This window comes from Candidatus Leptovillus gracilis, from assembly GCA_016716065.1.
GTDB lineage: Bacteria > Chloroflexota > Anaerolineae > Promineifilales > Promineifilaceae > Leptovillus > Leptovillus gracilis.
In genome coordinates, this window is record JADJXA010000013.1 from 22,630 (window position 1) to 38,790 (window position 16,161).

At 57.9% G+C, this 16,161-nt stretch carries 13 protein-coding genes; 8 read left to right on the forward strand and 5 right to left on the reverse strand.

What is annotated here, in order from left to right:
- The first annotated feature begins 21 nt into the window (after positions 1-21).
- Complete coding sequence (locus IPM39_22915; protein MBK8988886.1) at positions 22-861, forward strand: geranylgeranylglycerol-phosphate geranylgeranyltransferase; 840 nt, start codon at positions 22-24, stop codon at positions 859-861.
- A 10-nt stretch (positions 862-871) separates the two neighbouring features.
- Here IPM39_22915 and ppk1 read toward each other — a convergent pair whose 3' ends face one another.
- A complete protein-coding gene (ppk1, locus tag IPM39_22920) occupies positions 872-2,968 on the reverse strand; it encodes a polyphosphate kinase 1 (GenBank protein MBK8988887.1) in 2,097 nt (698 codons plus the stop codon).
- A gap of 118 nt (positions 2,969-3,086) precedes the next feature.
- Between ppk1 and IPM39_22925 the strand changes: the two genes are divergently transcribed.
- Positions 3,087-4,811, forward strand: a complete 1,725-nt coding sequence (locus IPM39_22925) for a CapA family protein (protein ID MBK8988888.1) — start codon at positions 3,087-3,089, stop codon at positions 4,809-4,811.
- Positions 4,812-4,909: 98 nt separating this feature from the next.
- On the opposite strand, the gene IPM39_22930 is transcribed toward IPM39_22925, so the two are convergent.
- Entirely contained in the window at positions 4,910-5,398 is a 489-nt protein-coding gene (locus IPM39_22930) for a hypothetical protein (protein MBK8988889.1), read from the reverse strand.
- Between the two features lie 190 nt (positions 5,399-5,588).
- Here IPM39_22930 and IPM39_22935 point away from each other — a divergent pair, with 190 nt between their 5' ends.
- From IPM39_22935 to IPM39_22945, 3 genes are all read left to right on the forward strand, one after another.
- A complete protein-coding gene (locus IPM39_22935; GenBank protein ID MBK8988890.1) occupies positions 5,589-6,632 on the forward strand; it encodes a histone deacetylase family protein in 1,044 nt (347 codons plus the stop codon).
- A gap of 86 nt (positions 6,633-6,718) precedes the next feature.
- The gene (locus tag IPM39_22940; protein ID MBK8988891.1) at positions 6,719-7,351 is read left to right on the forward strand and encodes a hypothetical protein; all 633 of its coding nucleotides are present in this window, start codon (positions 6,719-6,721) and stop codon (positions 7,349-7,351) included.
- Positions 7,344-7,751 (forward strand): hypothetical protein, encoded by a 408-nt coding sequence (locus IPM39_22945; protein ID MBK8988892.1) that lies wholly within the window; start codon positions 7,344-7,346, stop codon positions 7,749-7,751. Before IPM39_22940 ends, IPM39_22945 begins: the two co-directional genes overlap by 8 nt.
- Before the next feature lie 11 nt (positions 7,752-7,762).
- Here IPM39_22945 and IPM39_22950 read toward each other — a convergent pair whose 3' ends face one another.
- The gene (locus IPM39_22950) at positions 7,763-8,443 is read right to left on the reverse strand and encodes a hypothetical protein (GenBank protein MBK8988893.1); all 681 of its coding nucleotides are present in this window, start codon (positions 8,441-8,443) and stop codon (positions 7,763-7,765) included.
- A 28-nt stretch (positions 8,444-8,471) separates the two neighbouring features.
- On the opposite strand from IPM39_22950, the gene IPM39_22955 reads away from it, so the two are divergent.
- The 3 genes from IPM39_22955 to IPM39_22965 all read left to right on the forward strand — a co-directional run bounded on the left by IPM39_22955 (position 8,472) and on the right by IPM39_22965 (position 14,250).
- A complete protein-coding gene (locus IPM39_22955) occupies positions 8,472-10,877 on the forward strand; it encodes a serine/threonine protein kinase (GenBank protein ID MBK8988894.1) in 2,406 nt (801 codons plus the stop codon).
- A gap of 174 nt (positions 10,878-11,051) precedes the next feature.
- Positions 11,052-12,065 (forward strand): hypothetical protein, encoded by a 1,014-nt coding sequence (locus tag IPM39_22960; GenBank protein MBK8988895.1) that lies wholly within the window; start codon positions 11,052-11,054, stop codon positions 12,063-12,065.
- Between the two features lie 40 nt (positions 12,066-12,105).
- Positions 12,106-14,250 carry an RNA-binding transcriptional accessory protein gene (locus tag IPM39_22965; GenBank protein ID MBK8988896.1) on the forward strand — a complete coding sequence of 715 codons (2,145 nt, stop codon included), beginning with the start codon at positions 12,106-12,108 and terminating at the stop codon, positions 14,248-14,250.
- An 88-nt stretch (positions 14,251-14,338) separates the two neighbouring features.
- Here the strand turns inward: IPM39_22965 and metW are convergent, their stop codons facing one another.
- Both metW and IPM39_22975 read right to left on the reverse strand, forming a co-directional pair.
- Complete coding sequence (metW, locus tag IPM39_22970) at positions 14,339-14,956, reverse strand: methionine biosynthesis protein MetW (protein MBK8988897.1); 618 nt, start codon at positions 14,954-14,956, stop codon at positions 14,339-14,341.
- Entirely contained in the window at positions 14,949-16,103 is a 1,155-nt protein-coding gene (locus IPM39_22975) for a homoserine O-acetyltransferase (GenBank protein ID MBK8988898.1), read from the reverse strand. The genes metW and IPM39_22975 overlap by 8 nt, the downstream gene beginning before the upstream one ends.
- Positions 16,104-16,161: the final 58 nt, after the last annotated feature.

The following is a 16,161-nucleotide window of genomic DNA, read 5'->3' on the forward strand; positions in this document are numbered from 1 at the left end:
GTTCAACCCACAGGAGAGCAGATGAATCAGATCAAAGGTCTCTATAAAATTAGCCGTCCCATGTCTACCCTCTCTGGGGCTTTGGCGGTGGTATTGGGTGGATATGTGGCCGGCACAGGCGAATGGCTGAACATTTTGCTGGCAACGCTGGCAACGCTGCTTATCTCGTCGGCGGCCAATGCCTGGAACGATTATATGGACATTGAGATTGATAAGATCAACCAACCGCAACGGCCGTTACCGGCCGGGTTGGTCAGCCCACGCACTGTCCTAACATTCTCATTTGTCGCCGCCGGGCTGTCTGTGCTGCTGGCCGCCTTCATCAACCCGGCGGCCTTTGTGATTGCCCTCACCTCGGCGGTCATGTTGTACGTGTATTCCTGGCGGCTCAAAAGCACCGTCCTGCTGGGTAACGCCACTGTCGCCTTCATCTCTGCCTTAAGCGCCATCTTTGGCGGCGTCGCCGCCGGCAATGTCATCCCTTCGCTGTGGCTGGCGGCGATCATCTTCACGGCCATCATGGGCCGCGAAGTGCTGAAAACCATGGCTGATTATGAAGGGGATTTGCGCCAGCGCTGCCGCACCATCTCCACTGTTTGGGGACGGCGGCCGGCGCGTATTGTGTTTTTTGTGCTGGCCTGGGCCACTCTGGGCATGATGATGCTGCCTTATCTGTTTCGCGTTTACAGCCCCATTTACGCCTATATCGTCGTCTTTGGCGTTTATCCGGTGATTGTCTACATCCTGGTGAAGGTCAACCGTTACCGCACGGGAGCGCAATTGGAACGCCTGAGCCAATTGATGAAATATGACTTTATGATCTGGTTTGTGGCCGTGCTGCTAGGCGCGCAGGCATGGTAAAGCAAATCGGCTATTCGCTGCGCGTGTACCGGTCGGGCAAAAAAGATAACTGGCTGTTAAACAACGGTTTGGCCTCGGTGATGGTGGCGGCGGCCAGGTAACGGCCGTCTGGCTGCAATAACCACGCTTTGGCCGTATCCTGCAAATAAACTTCCAAAATATCCTCAACAATCTGACGGCGCATCTGCACATCTTCCACCGGAAATAAAATTTCCACCCGGCGATCAATGTTTCGCGGCATCAGATCGGCGCTGCCAATATACATGTCGGGCGCGCCATTGTTGTGGAAATAATAGATGCGGCTGTGTTCTAAGAAACGGCCGACGACACTCATCACCCGAATATTCTCGCTCACCCCCTTCACACCTGGCCGCAAACAACAAATGCCACGAATCAGCAAATCAACCTGCACCCCTGCGGCCGACGCTCGATACAGAGCCTGGATAATTTCCGGGTCCACCAGGGAATTGGCCTTGACGATAATTCGTCCTAGCTCGCCATGCTCGATTTCCCGGTCAATAAAACGCAGCATGTGGTAACGTAAATTGACCGGCGCGACCAAAAATTTGCGGTATTGGGTCTGTTTAGAATAGCCCGTCAGATAATTAAACAATTCCGAAGCGTCGGCCCCAATATCCTCCTGACTGGTCATCATGCCCAGGTCGGTGTACAGGCGGGCGGTCTGAATGTTGTAGTTACCGCTGGCAACGTGGACATAACGCCGAATGCCATCCCGCTCCCGGCGCACGACCAGACACAATTTGCAGTGGGTCTTCAAACCGATCAACCCATACACCACATGCACGCCAGCATTTTCCAGCGCCCTGGCCCATTCTATGTTGCTCTCTTCGTCAAAACGTGCCTTTAATTCCACCAGCGCCGATACTTGTTTGCCATTTTCCCGCGCCCGCATCAGCGCTTGCACCACTGGCGGATTGGGGCCAACACGATACAGGGTTTGCTTGATCGCCAGCACATCCGGGTCTTCGGCCGCGGCGCGGATGAAGTCTATCACCGGCGAAAAACTGTCATAAGGATGGTGCAGCAGCATGTCCTGGCGCTGTAGAACCTGGAAAACAGTCTCGCCGGCGTTCTGCAGAACTGCCGGATAGCGCGGACGAAACGAGACATCTTTCAGCTCCGGTCGTTCCAATTTGTGCAGTTCCCACAGACTGCTTAGCCCCAACGGGCCGTTAAATGTGTACACGTCATAGGCATTCATTTGCAAATTAGTTAGCAGCAAATCGCGGATGTCATCGGGTGTGCTTTCGTCAATTTCCAGACGAACCGGAAAGCCAAAATGACGCTGACGCAGGTTTTTTTCCATGGTTAACAACAGATCGTCGGCCTCTTCCTCTTGAATCTCCATGTCGGTGTTGCGGGTAACACGAAATGGATAAGCGGCCACAATTTGCATCCCAGGGAACAGGCGGTCCAGGTTGGCCGCAATCACCTGCTCCACCCAGACAAACTTCTGCAAGGCAGGCAGCAGCAGTTCGTCCGGATCCAGCGGCTTCAACGGAACCAGGCGAGGCAAACTGGCCGGCACTTTTACTCTGGCAAAGTGCATTTCATCGCTCTGCAAATCACGGATGACAACCGCCAGATTGAGGCTGAGATTGGAAATGTGCGGGAAAGGATGGCCGGGGTCAAAGGCCAGCGGCGTGAGAACGGGAAAGATGGTCTCTTCAAAATACTCCCGCACACGCACTTGCTGCCCTTTTTTGAGTTGATCATAATCGAGGACATGAATTTTGGCCTCTAGCAGAGCGGGATGCAGCAGGTCGCGCCAGATGGACATGGCTTCGGCGAAGAGTTGGGTGACGGTGCGGTAGACAGCCACCAACTGCTCGCGGGGCAGCAGGCCATCGGCCGGGGTGCTGGTGATGCCCAACAAAACCTGCTGTTTCAGGCCAGATACGCGCACCATAAACAATTCGTCCATGTTGCCGGTGAAGATTGCCAGAAATTTTACCCGTTCCAGCAGTGGATTTTTTTCGTTGTAACATTCGTGCAAGACACGCCGATTGAACTCAATATGGCTCAATTCGCGGTTGATGTATAAACTTGGGTTGCTCAGATCAGTTTCCGACATAGGGAAATCCATTCGTTATGAGATGGTTTAACCGCAATGGTCGCAATGAGCGCAATGGGCGCGATGGGCGCGAAGTTTTTCGGTTTGTATAGACTCGCGGTTTTATGTTTAGCGGATGATGTTAATTTTAATGCGTATATCGTTCTTGTCCAGTGGTAAGAAGTTTATTGTCGGCTTATTCGTTTTGCTGCTGCTGCCAGGGTTGGCGGCCTGTGCCGGGGAAGGCGTTGTTCCCCTGCCAACACCTATCATTCCGGCTTCAGTCGCCGACTACACAGCCACAGCGCCAGACACACGGCCGCCGACGCCGGTAATTACGCCACGTCCGGTAGATGGCACGGCCGTTTCCCTGCCCACCCCCTTGCCACCCCTGGCTCAGCCAGCACAAACCTGGCGCGTTGGCGTCTCGCCGGCCGCACCACCTGAGCTGCAAGCCCACATCCAGCAAATGATTCAGGCAAACCCAGCTGGGTTTACCTGGGTTGGCAACGGCGAAGCCGATGTGGTGATTGGCCTGGAGGGAACACGGCCGTTTTTCAGCACCATTTACGTCCCAGCCGCCCCCTTCGCCACCCTGACCGACGCCATCAGCCAGGCCGCTTTGCTGGCCGCCTGGCAAAGCGGCGCTGGCGACCCGCTTGTGCTGACGGATGAGACGGCCGCCGCGCTGACGGCCGTGTGGGGCGCGCCCCACACCGGGGTACAAATCGTACCAGCCGCAGAACTGCTGGCCGAAGTCTGGCAGCAACGGCCGTCGCTCACCATCCTGCCCTTTGACCAGCTTCAGCCGGAACTGAAGGCGCTGCGGTTGGACGGCGCATCGCCGTTGGACCGGGACTTTGACCCGGCCGGCTACCCGCTGACCGTTTCGTTTGCGGCTGGGGGGCTGGAAACGGCCGTGTCTGATTTCGTCGCCGCCTGGAATGGGCCAGCTTCCAATTACGAACCGGCCAAATTAACCCGCGTCGCTCTGACCGGCGTCACGGCGTTGGTGCGGGCCACCGCCTACAACATGGAGCAAAAGGGCATCCTGTGGCCGGCCGAAGACGTCGGGCCGGTGCTGCAAATGGCCGACATCGCCCATGTGAGCAACGAGGTCTCCTTTGCGCCCGACTGCCCCTATCCCAACCCCATCGGCGGCACCACATTTTGCTCGCGGGACAGCTATTTTGCGCTGCTGCAACACCTGGGCGTAGACGTGGTGGAATTAACCGGCAATCATCTGAACGACTGGGGGCGGGCCAATTTGCTGCGCACAATTGATATGTACGAAGCGGCCGGCATGGCTGTCTACGGCGGTGGCAAAGATGGAGCGGCAGCCGCCGAACCGGCGCTGTTCAGCCATAACGGCAACCGCATCGCCTTTGTCGGCTGCAATTCGTTTGGGCCGACCTACGCCTGGGCGACGGCCACCGAAGCCGGTTCGCGCCCCTGCGATGAGGGCATGACGGCTCAGGTCCGGCAGTTGGCCGACGACGGCTATCTGGTGATTGTGACGCTGCAATACACGGAGGATTACCAATATACGCCTTCGCCGCAGCAAAAGGCAGATTTTCGCGCCTGGGCCGATGCGGGGGCGACGGCCGTTTCCGGCAGCCAGGGGCATCATGCCCAGGGGTTTGATTTTTACAAGGGCAGCTTCATCCACCACGGGCCGGGCAACCTGTTTTTTGACCAGATGGACATGCTGGGCACGCGGCAGACGTTTGTGGATACGTATGTGATATACGACGGCCGTTTGCTCAATGTAGAGTTATGGACCGGTCTGATCGAAAACTATGCCAAACCCCGTCTGATGACGGCGGAAGAAAGAGCGCAGGCGTTGACGGCCGTTTTCCAGGCCAGCGGTTGGTAAACCAGTTTGATGCTTTTTGTCGCAAAATCAGCCCTTTTGCATTGGTCACAATTTAGTGACACGGAGCTGCACGGAGGAGTCACGGAGTACCACGGTTTTCATTGGCGTTTGCGCGGTTTCATTTCAATGCGGAAGGTGTGCGGGTGGTTGGGGCTGCGCGAGGCGCGGAAGATGAAGTGGCGGCGGCATTCGCTGCAACAGCCTTCGTAATGGAAATCGTTTTCCTCAATGCGAATGGCGTAGGAATTGAGGACCAACTGACGCACGGCCAGATTCCAGGTTAGCGACAGCCAACCAGATTTCGCCCGCTCAACGGCCGTAATCAAATCCGCCCGGCCATTGGCCGCCCAATAACCGGCCAAAAAATAACCGCAGCGACCACAGGGCGAAAAGTAAGAAACCACATCCTCAACCTTCAGGCGTGGGCCACGTGGCAAAGCCGACGTATGTTTTTGCACAGGTTTTGCCGCCGGAGGTTCAGGCAAAGTCTCCGGGTTGTTCTCTAGAAAAAAGTCTGTGGGCATTTCCGCAGAGCCACCTGTTAAAAGAAGCGCATCGGGAACGGCCGTTTCATCATCTATAACCATAATCATCCCATTCGCACACAAGTATGTAAACCAGATGGATTCTAATGCGCTTGGCGCATCTGTCAAATCTTTCGCCCAATGTTTCTAGGTAAAGCTGCCGCTTTGCCGATTTCCAGTTGGCGAAAGTAAGGAATCGGGGTTTAATTACGGTATCGTAGTACTGGAGTCCTGTAACAGCGTAAAATATCGTATGCACACATTTTATTTTCCCGGTCACGCCCAGCACGATCCGACGCAGATTGGCAGCGCTGACGGGCCGGAAGCAACGTTATTGATAGACCATCCCCAACGCGGTGATGCGATTTGCCAGGCTATCCAGGAAGCCGGCCTGGGTGATATTACCGCGCCTGGCGACTTTGGCGGCGAACCGATTGAGGTGATCCACGAGTACGGAATGCTCAACCTGCTGCAAGATGGCTACGAACGATTGGCGACACAAAACAACCAGACGGCTGCCTTGCCAGACACCTTTATCACCAGCGTCCGGCCGCTGCACAAGACCCGTTCTATCCAGGGACAGTTAGGTTATTACTGCTTTGATCGCGCCTCACCGCTGCTGGCCCATACCTGGCAGGCGGCGTATTGGAGTGTGCAAACGGCCGTATCCGCCGCCGCGCTGGTGGCTGCCGGGGGTGAGACTGTGGCCTATGCCCTATGCCGCCCACCAGGCCATCATGCCGGGCCAAACAGCTACGGTGGGCGTTCTTACCTCAACAACGCGGCTATTGCCGCCAATTGGCTGGTGCAGCAAGGCCGCCGGGTAGCCGTGCTGGACATAGATTACCATCATGGCAATGGCACGCAGGCGGTGTTTTACGGCCGTTCCGATGTCCTCGTCTGCTCCATTCATGCCGACCCATTTTACGAGTACCCCTACTTCTGGGGCTTCGCCGACGAATTTGGCGTGGGCAGCGGCCTGAACTACAACTACAATTTCCCTCTGTCTCGCGGCGCGCAAGAGGCCACTTATCTGGAGACCCTGACCGCCGCCCTGATCAAAATTCGTCTGTACGTGCCCGATGTCCTGGTCCTCTCCCTGGGCACAAACATCATCGAAGGCGACCCTGGCGGCAGTTTCCGCCTGCACAGCGACAGCCTCGGCCGCATTGGTCGCCAACTGGCCCAGCTCAATATCCCGCTGGTGGTGGTGCAAGAGGGTGGGTATGCGTTGACGGCCGTTGGTCAGCAAATCGTCTCCTTTTTCAGCGGCTTATTAGACTCGCAAAAGCCATAATCTGACATGATTGTCACCTTGTCAGATGTCACCTTGTCAAGCATAGACACCACAATCCACGTATAAACAGATGAGGGACAACACCTATGATCCGTACCATCGGCAAATCTAGTCAAATCAGCACGCAGCGACCCGGCTGCCTGGTGGGGTTTTCCCTGTTTTGGATAGCCTTTTCCGGCATCTTTGTGGTGATTGGGCTAACTGCTGGCGCTGGGTTTTTTTTCACCGCGTTTGGTCTGGTCTTTGTGGGCATTGGCGTCGTCCTGTTGATCTACGCCCTGATGAGTTACTTTGCCCGCTACAAAGTAGGCCAGCCGGAGTTCCGGCTGTCGCAGACCGAGCTGCGCGTCGGCGACAGTTTCGCCTTCAGCTTTACCCACACCTTTCCCCGCAGTGTACAGATTACTGAGATGGAAACACAGCTCATCTTTCGGGAACGGGCCACCTATCAGCAGGGCACAGACACTAAAACAGTCACCCATGAACACATCATTCAGACCTTCAGCGAACCCGGTCGGCAGTTTCAGGCCGGGCATCTCATTGCCAAAGGATACCAACTGCAAATCCCCCGAACGGCGATGCACACCCTGAAAGTGCGGCGCAACGAACTGACCTGGATGGTAAAATTCACGGCAAAAATACCCAGCTTACCTGACTTTGTGGAAGAGTTTGAGCTAAACGTCTTACCAGAAATAACGCGGCAGGTGTCTGATGGCTAAAGCAGATTTTACAGTTACGTTTCATGGCGGCGAAGATACGCCCACAGCCAAAACATTTCGCCCCGGCGAACAACTGCGCGGCCGCGTGACGCTTTTCACCGATGAAAAAGTGAAATGCAAACATTTTTACATTCGCCTCGGCTGGCGCACCGAAGGACGCGGCAGTATCTATGCGGAAAAAGTGGCCGAGTTGGACGTTTTCCAGGGTGAGTTGTCCCCTTCTATCCCGGCGACGCATGATTTTGCCTTTACGCTGCCAGCGCAGCCGTGGAGTTATGAGGGGCATTACATCAGCATTGTGTGGGGCGTGCAGGTGGAAATAGACGTACCCTGGGGGATTGACCTGAAATACCATGAGCCGTTTATTCTTACGCCACAGCGGGAGGGAGTTGAGAGTTGAGAGTTGGGAGTTTAGAGGGCGTGGTGGATGGCGGCCAGGTGGTGGGCGTCCAGGGTGATGGGGGCGTCCTGACGCTGCCAGACCTCGTATAAAAAGTATTCGGCGTCGCGCATGTTGTGGCCGAACGTGTCGTACAGGAACGACACGGCCGTTTCCGCCAAAGTCACCCGCTCTCTGTCTGGCAGCGCAAAATAGGCCAGCCGCCGCTCCAGCACCGCCCAGTAATGGGCGACCGAAATTTCTGTCGCCAACCACACGGACGCCAACGGCCGTCGCCAGCGGGCAAACAAAGGCGACAAATCCTCATGGCTGCTGATAATCAGGCGGATACGGCCGTGTTCCACCAGGCGCAGCAGACGCCGCCGCTCGCGCCCACTCAGGCGTTGCGCCTCATCAAGCAAAAACAGGTCCAATTCAGCCGTGTCGGTGACAAACCGGGATTGACCATCCGGCAGATATTCATAGGCCACACGCTGCCCCAAGGCGGCAAAATGGGCTTCAAGCCCCAACAAACTGGTCGTTTTGCCGCTGCCCATTGGCCCCAAAAGCTGCCAGTTTTGCGGCGAAACCGCCAATAACAGGTTTACAGGCGACGGTAACACAGCCACCGCCGCCCACTCCGCCGCCGTCAGCGCCCCAAATGGATTGCGCCGATAGCCTAATTGGTAAAAATGAAAGTGCGCCCGATTCATTATGCTATAATCATAGGGGAATCTGGTTATGACGCAATTACCTTCCAGTTGGATTGGCTGCACGCTTAACGGCCGTTACCACATCGAGTCCCTGTTGGGGCGCGGTGGAATGTCTACCGTTTACCGGGCGACAGACCCCAATTTACAGCGCGTCGTCGCCATCAAACTCATCCATCCCCATCTCACCGAAAACCCACAGTTTGTCCAACGCTTTGAGCAAGAGGCAACGGCCGTTGCCCGCCTACGCCACCCCAACATCGTCCAGGTACACGATTTTAACCACCATGAAGGCGTCTATTACATGGTGCTGGAATACATACCCGGCGAAACCCTGGCGCAAAAGCTAGAAACCCTCAACCAGGCGCAGGCCCATATGCTGCCCGCCCAAAGCGTGCGCATTTTGGCCGATTTATGTCTGGCGGTAGATTACGCCCACCAGCGCCGTATGGTCCACCGCGACCTGAAACCGGCCAATGTGATGATCAACCGGCTGGGCGAGCCAGTGCTGATGGATTTTGGCATCGCCAAACTGCTGGGCAGCCCATTGGCGAACCTGGGGGAAGATGGACTGGGAACCGCCCGCTACATGTCCCCAGAACAAATCCAGGGGCAAGAAGTGGACCACCGGGCCGACATTTATGCGCTGGGCGTTATGCTTTGGGAGATGTTGACCGGGCAGCCGCCGTTTAACGGCCGTTCAACCGAAGAAATCCTTGCGAACCATCTAAACCAGCGCGTGCCGGACATTCTGGAAGGGTTGGGCGATGTCATTCCACCGGCGCTGACGGCCGTTATCAGCACCGCCCTGGCTAAAGACCCAGCCTATCGCTACCAATCGGCCGCCGACATGGCCACCACCCTACAAACGGCCACACTCTACTTGCAAGAGCTGAGCGGGCCGCTGGGGGTGCGCCATTGGCAGCATTTGTCCCGTCTGCTGCAGCAGGCGCAAACGGCCGCCGAAACAGACGACCACCTGGGCTGCCTGGAAAAACTGGATGAGCTAGAACGCACCGGGGCCGATTTTGCCCCGGAACAGGTGGCTCACCTGCGCCAGGCGGCGCAAACAAGGCTGTATGAACAGGCCGTCCACCTGTTCCAAAGCGGCCGCTTTGATGACAGCCTGACTCTGGTAGACCGGCTGGCGCAATTTTCACCCGACCTGCCCAATCTGGATCATCTGGAGACACAAATTCGCCAGGGGCAAAAAACGGCCAGTCTGCAAACAACATTAGACCAGTTGTACGATGAAGCCATCGCCTACCTGCGGCAGGGAGAATACGAAGCGGCGCTGGCAAAATGGCGCGACGTACAGGCGCAGCACGGCCGTCTGGCTTACAGCGACCGACTCCAGGTGGAGCGCCTGGCCAAAGAAGGCATTTGCGCCAGTTTGTACAGCCGGGCGTTAACGGCCGTCTCCACCAACCGCCCCGAAGAAGCCCTGCGCCTCTGGGAGGAAATTCAGGCGACCGACGCTGATTACCCAGACCTGGGGGATGTAGCAGCCCAGGCGCAGCAGCTTTTGCATCAGCGGCGGCAGCAAGTCACCTGGCAGCGCCGTCTTCTCTACGCCGTCCCGGCGCTGCTGCTCTTGGGGTTGGCGGCGTTTTGGCTGCTGCGTGGCCGGGCGGACGTGGCGGCGTCAGCGCCAATGCCAACGGCCACCCAACTGCTCGCCACCCCACAGCCCACCCAAACGGCCGTGCCCGCAGCCACACCGACCGCGCCGCCTACGGCCGTGCCGCCTACAACCATCCCTGCGGTTCTGCCACCGGCCAGCCCCACACCCACTACCGCCCCAACCACCGAAGCGACGGCCGTCCCCACCCGGCCGCCCAATATCGCCCAGGCCAACGCCGACGCTTCCATCTTTGCCAGCCCCAATACAAGCAGCCTGGAACTGGCTGTCGTGGCTGCCGGGGAACAGGTGCAGGTGCTGGGGCGTTCGGAAGTGCGCAATTGGCTGTTTGTAGACAACGGTCAGGTGGCCGGGTTCATTTTCCAACCCCTGCTGCTGTGGGATGGCGATGTGGCCGCGCTGCCGGTTTACACCTACACCGACGCCGCTCCGGCGGACGACGCCGCTCCGGCGGACGACGCCGCTCCGGCGCTGGCCTCGCCCACCCCGCCTTCAACCAGCAGCAGTGTGATCACCCCGCTGAAGATTGATTTGTGGGGATTGGCCGGCACGGCGCGATGCAGTGGTGGGCGGTGGAGCCAGAGTGTGTTTGTTCAGGGGCAAGGTGGTAACGGCCGTTACCGCTACTATTGGAATGATCAACTGCTGGCCGGCCCAACCAGCGCCAGCCACACCTTCACTGTTAACAGCGGCGGCGGTGTGGTCATCGGCGTCGGCCGCGTCGTCTCCGGCGACGGGCAAACCGCCGAACGCGAACTGTTTATTCCCATTCCCACCTGCGCCAGTGGTTCGTAACATCCGTAGGCCGAAGTCTGTATCCCGTTATCCGACGACATCTTCCAGAGGTAACACCCTACGGACTACCGCTTACGGTTACTAATGTGTATCAAAGATTGCGCAGATTGCGCAGATTATTTTCTGCTACGCTCTGCGCATTCTCTGCGGTTTATTGTTGAAGGAGTACAAGTCATGAATACGATTCAAGAAAGGCAGTGGTATACCGGTGATATTGCCGAGGAAATACGCAACCGTGAACAGGAGTATACGGCCGTTACCCAAGACATCACCTTTACGGCCGAACAACACGCCATCTGGGCGCGGCTGTACAAAGGCATCCACCGGCCCCATTTATTGGAGCATGTTTGCCGTGAATTTGTCGTCGGGTTGGAACGGCTGCAATTAGACCCACAGCGCATCCCCTCCATCGCCCACCTGAATGAGCGCATTCAACCCCACACCGGCTGGCGCATTGAGCGCACGGCCGTGCGCTATACCAAAGCCGACGACTGGTACGCCAAATTCGCCCAACGCATCTTCCTCATCACCGATTACCTGCGCAGCCACGACCAGCTCCAATTCACGCCCGAACCAGACATGTTCCACGACATCTTCGGCCATCTGCCCTACCTGACGCTGGACTTTTACGCCCGCATCGAAGACAAATTTGCCCCCGCCTACCACAAGGCCACCGACGCCGAACGTGAAGTTATCAAGCGGCTGGCCTGGTACAGCACTGAATTTGGTCTGGTGATGGAGGACGACCGCATCAAAATTTTTGGCGCGGGCATCATCTCCGGCCGCAGTGAACTGGCGAACACCATCATGGAACTGTACCGGCTGGACCGGGACGATGTGGTGTCTTACAGCGATGGCAATATCTATGCGCAAATCACTGCCCAATTTGAACAGCACAAAACGGATGTGGACCGCATTATTCACGGCGTGAACCGACTGCACCAGCGGGGCGAAATGTCTTCGCAAGACCAGGGCTGGAATGTCATCCGCGCCCTGTATGATGACCTGGGCATCGCCCGTGTGGGCTATTTTGGCGGCGAGGTGCTGCTGGCGCCCTTTGAGATTGAGTACATCGCCCGGATTCCCAAAACCGTGTACGCTTTTAATCCCATCTTCTTCGTCTTTGAATCGTTTGCGCAGTTGGACGCGCTGCTAGACAGTTACCTGGAACCGATTGCCCGGCGCTGACGCATGACGCGCAGTGTACTCTACTCTATAATTCCATCCCATGATATCCATCACACATCCCGAACAAATCGCCCAAACCCTTACCTTACGGCCGTCACAAGTGACGGCCGTCATCGAACTCCTCGACTCTGGCAACACCATCCCGTTCATCTCCCGCTACCGCAAGGAAGCCACCGGCAGCCTGGACGAAGAACAAGTCCGGGCCATCGAGGAACAACTGCACCGCCTGCGCGCCCTGGACGAACGACGCGCGGCCATCATCGCTTCCATCACCGAACAGCAGAAGATGACGCCAGAATTACGCGCAGCGCTCCTGGCCGCCAACACCCTGACCACTCTGGAAGACCTCTACCAGCCGTACAAACCCAAACGGCGCACCCGCGCCACCATCGCCCGCGAAAAAGGGCTAGAGCCGCTGGCCGCCCTCATCCTGGCCCAACCGCGCAGCACAAAAAGCATCTACGAACTGGCCGAACCCTTCCTCACCGAAGCCGCGCCCACCATCGCCGAAGCCCTGGCCGGGGCCTATGACATCGTCGCCGAAACCATCAGCGACAACGCCGAGGTGCGCCAGCGCGTGCGCGAGAAGGCGCTGCAATTTGGGCTGCTGCACAGCCAAAAAATCGAAGGCGCGGCCGACGAGAAGGCCGTCTACGAACTCTATTACGACTACGAAACGCGGGTGGACCGGCTGCGGCCGCACCAGATTCTAGCCATCAATCGCGGTGAAGCGGAAAAAGTGCTGCGCGTCAACCTGACCATCACCGAGAATGATTGGTTGATGCCGATGCGCCATGTTTTTCGGCCCGATTTTCGCCATTCGCCGCTGGCCGAGCCGCTGCAACTGTGTATGCACGACGCCGCCCAACGCCTGCTGCTGCCGGCCATCGAGCGCGACGTTCGCCGCACACTGACAGAAAAAGCGGAAATCCACGCCATCCATGTCTTTGCCGCCAATTTGCGTGGGCTGCTCAGCCAGCCACCGCTTGGCGGCCATGTGGTCCTGGCGATTGACCCCGCTTTTCGCACGGGCTGCAAAGTGGCCGTGATTGATGCGACGGGCAAGGTGTTGGAGACAACGGCCGTTTACCCCCACCCGCCGCAAAAAAAATGGGACGAAGCGCTCAAAACCCTGGCCATGCTGATTGCCCGACACGCCATCACGCTGATCGCCATTGGCAACGGCACCGCCTCGCGGGAGACAGAGCAGTTGGCTGCCGAACTGACGCGGCAGATACCAGGCGTGCATTACCTGATGGTCAACGAAGCCGGCGCCAGCGTTTACAGCGCCAGCAAGCTGGCCCGCGAAGAAATGCCCGACCTGGACGTCACGCTGCGCGGCGCGGTATCCATCGGCCGCCGGGTGCAAGACCCACTGGCCGAACTGGTGAAAATTGACCCCAAGGCCATCGGCGTGGGCATGTACCAGCACGATGTCAACCAAACGGCGCTGGCGGCCGCGCTGGATGGGGTGGTGGAGTCGGTGGTAAATCAGGTGGGGGTGGACCTGAACACCGCTTCGCCGGCGCTGCTGACATATGTGTCGGGCATTGGGCCGAAGTTGGCCGAGAAAATTGTGGCGCATCGGGACAAAAACGGCCGTTTCCCCCACCGCCAATCTCTGCTCAAAGTGAACGGACTGGGCAGCAAAGCGTTTGAGCAGTCGGCCGGGTTTTTACGCATCCGCGATGGCGCCGAGCCGCTGGACGCCAGCGCCATTCATCCAGAGAGTTATCAGGTGGCAGCGGCCGTTTTGCAGCGCGCCAACCTGTCACTCGCCAATTCCCCGGCCGAGCGCGAGACAGCGCTGCAGCGGCTGCGTCAGCAGCCGTTGGCGGACTTGGCCGCCGATCTCAAAACCGGCGTACCCACCCTGCTGGACATCTTTGAACAATTGGTTCGCCCCGGCCGCGACCCCCGCGAAGATTTGCCCCAACCCCTGCTGCGCCGCGACGTGTTGAGCATGGATGATTTGCTGCCGGGAATGCAGTTGAGCGGCACAGTGCGCAATGTGATTGATTTTGGCGCGTTTGTAGACATTGGCGTCAAACAAGATGGCCTGCTGCACCGCACGCAAATTCCCCGCGACGAAACGCTGAACGTGGGCGACGTACTGGAAGTATGTATCTTGAAAGTGGAAAAGGATCGCAATCGGATCAGCCTGGGCTGGCCTGTCCCCGACTAGTATCCGTAGGCCGTAAGCCGAAGTCCGTACCCCGTTATCCGATGGCATTTTCCAGAGGTAGCGCCCTACGGATTACCGCTTACGGATACTAGGCCGCCTTCCCATGCCCCGCCAGGACATAAACGGCCGTTGTCGCCAACAAATTCTTAAACCAGGTTCGCGGACCGCGCTGTGCGCTGGCCAGGTAAACCTCGTCCAAAAAATCTACATTGAGTTCTCGGCACAGGCGCGCAAAATCGGCCACGGTCATGGCCTGCCAGCGTGGTGGTTCGTACCAGGATTGGGGCAAGTCGGGGGCCGGGGGGATACGGCCGTTCAGCAGCAGCGCCAACCGGCAGCGCCAATAGCCCCAATTGGGGAAGCTGACCACCCCTTTGCGCCCCACACGCAGCATCTCGCGCACAATCATCGCCGGGTTATCCAGATACGGTAAGGTTTGGCTGAGAATGACATAATCAAAACTATCGTCGGGATAATCGGCCAGCCCCTCTTCTAGATTGCCCTGGCGCACCGTCAGGCCGCGCCGCACACAGGCCAACACGCCCAATTCGCTCAGCTCGATGCCCCGTCCCCGCGCCTGCCGCTGGTGTACCAGAAAGTCCAGCAGTTCGCCATTGCCACAGCCCAGGTCCAACACCCGCGCCCCCGACGGGATGAGGTCGGCGATGACCCGCAGGTCGGGACGGAGCGGCGGCGGGTTAGCCACCTATCGCCGCCTCAGCCCATAACCGGTCCAAAAAGCTGCCTAAGAGTTCGGTCATGGTGTCTACCTCCAATAGAAAAGCGTCGTGGCCCCAGGTGGATTCAATGTCTAAAAAGGTAACGTCGGCGTTAACGGCCGTTAACGCCGTCACCAACTCTTTACTGTGATAAGTGGGATAGAGCCAATCGCTGGTAAAGCTAACCACCAGATATTTCACTTCGGCCGAATGAACAAAAGAACCGGCCAGCGTGCCCGTCGGCTCGGTCAGGTCAAAATAATCCATCGCTTTGGTGACGTATAGGTAGCTGTTGGCATCGAAACGGCGGGTAAAGTTGTTGCCATTGTATTTCAGGTAACTTTCCACCTGGAATTCCGTCTGAAATTCATAACCAAACTTTTCCCGGTTTTGCAGCCGACGGCCGAATTTTAGATTCATGCTCTCATCGCTGAGATAGGTGATGTGGCCGACCATGCGCGCCACCGCCAGACCGGCGTCTGGTTTGTGGGGCTTGTCGTAGTAGGCTCCGTTTTGCCAGTTGGGATCGGCGTAGATGGCCTGCCGCCCCACTTCGCCGAGGGCGATGAGCATCGGGCTGTGCCGCCCGGTGGTCGCCAGAGGAATGGCTGCCTTTAGCCGATGAGGATGGCGCGCCGCCCACTCCAACACCTGCATCCCGCCCATGGAACCGCCGGCGACACAAAACAACTGCACGATTCCCAGGTAATCAATCAGCCGAACCTGTGCCCGCACCATGTCACCAACGGTGACGACGGGGAATTGCAGGCCATACGGCCGTCCAGTCGCCGGATTGGTCGCCGTAGGGCCGCTGGAGCCGTAGCAGCTGCCCAGGACATTGCTGCACACGACAAAATAGCGGTTGGTATCAAACGCTTTGCCAGGGCCAATGCAGTCGTCCCACCAGCCAGGGCTTTGATCTTCAGGTGTATGGTAGCCGGCGGCGTGGGCGCTGCCGCTGAGAGCATGGCAAATGAGAATGGCGTTGCTGCGGTCGGCGTTTAGAGCGCCATACGTCTCATAAGCCAGCGTCACCGGGCTGAGCGCAGCGCCGCTCTCCAACTGAAACGGCGACCTCTCCGCAAAGGTGAGGTGCTGAGTGTGGACAAGGCCGACGGAAGATGTTGGGGTCATTGTGGCGTTAACCAGCAGGCGACAAAAGTCTTGGAGACTTTTGTCGCCTGCTGTCTGG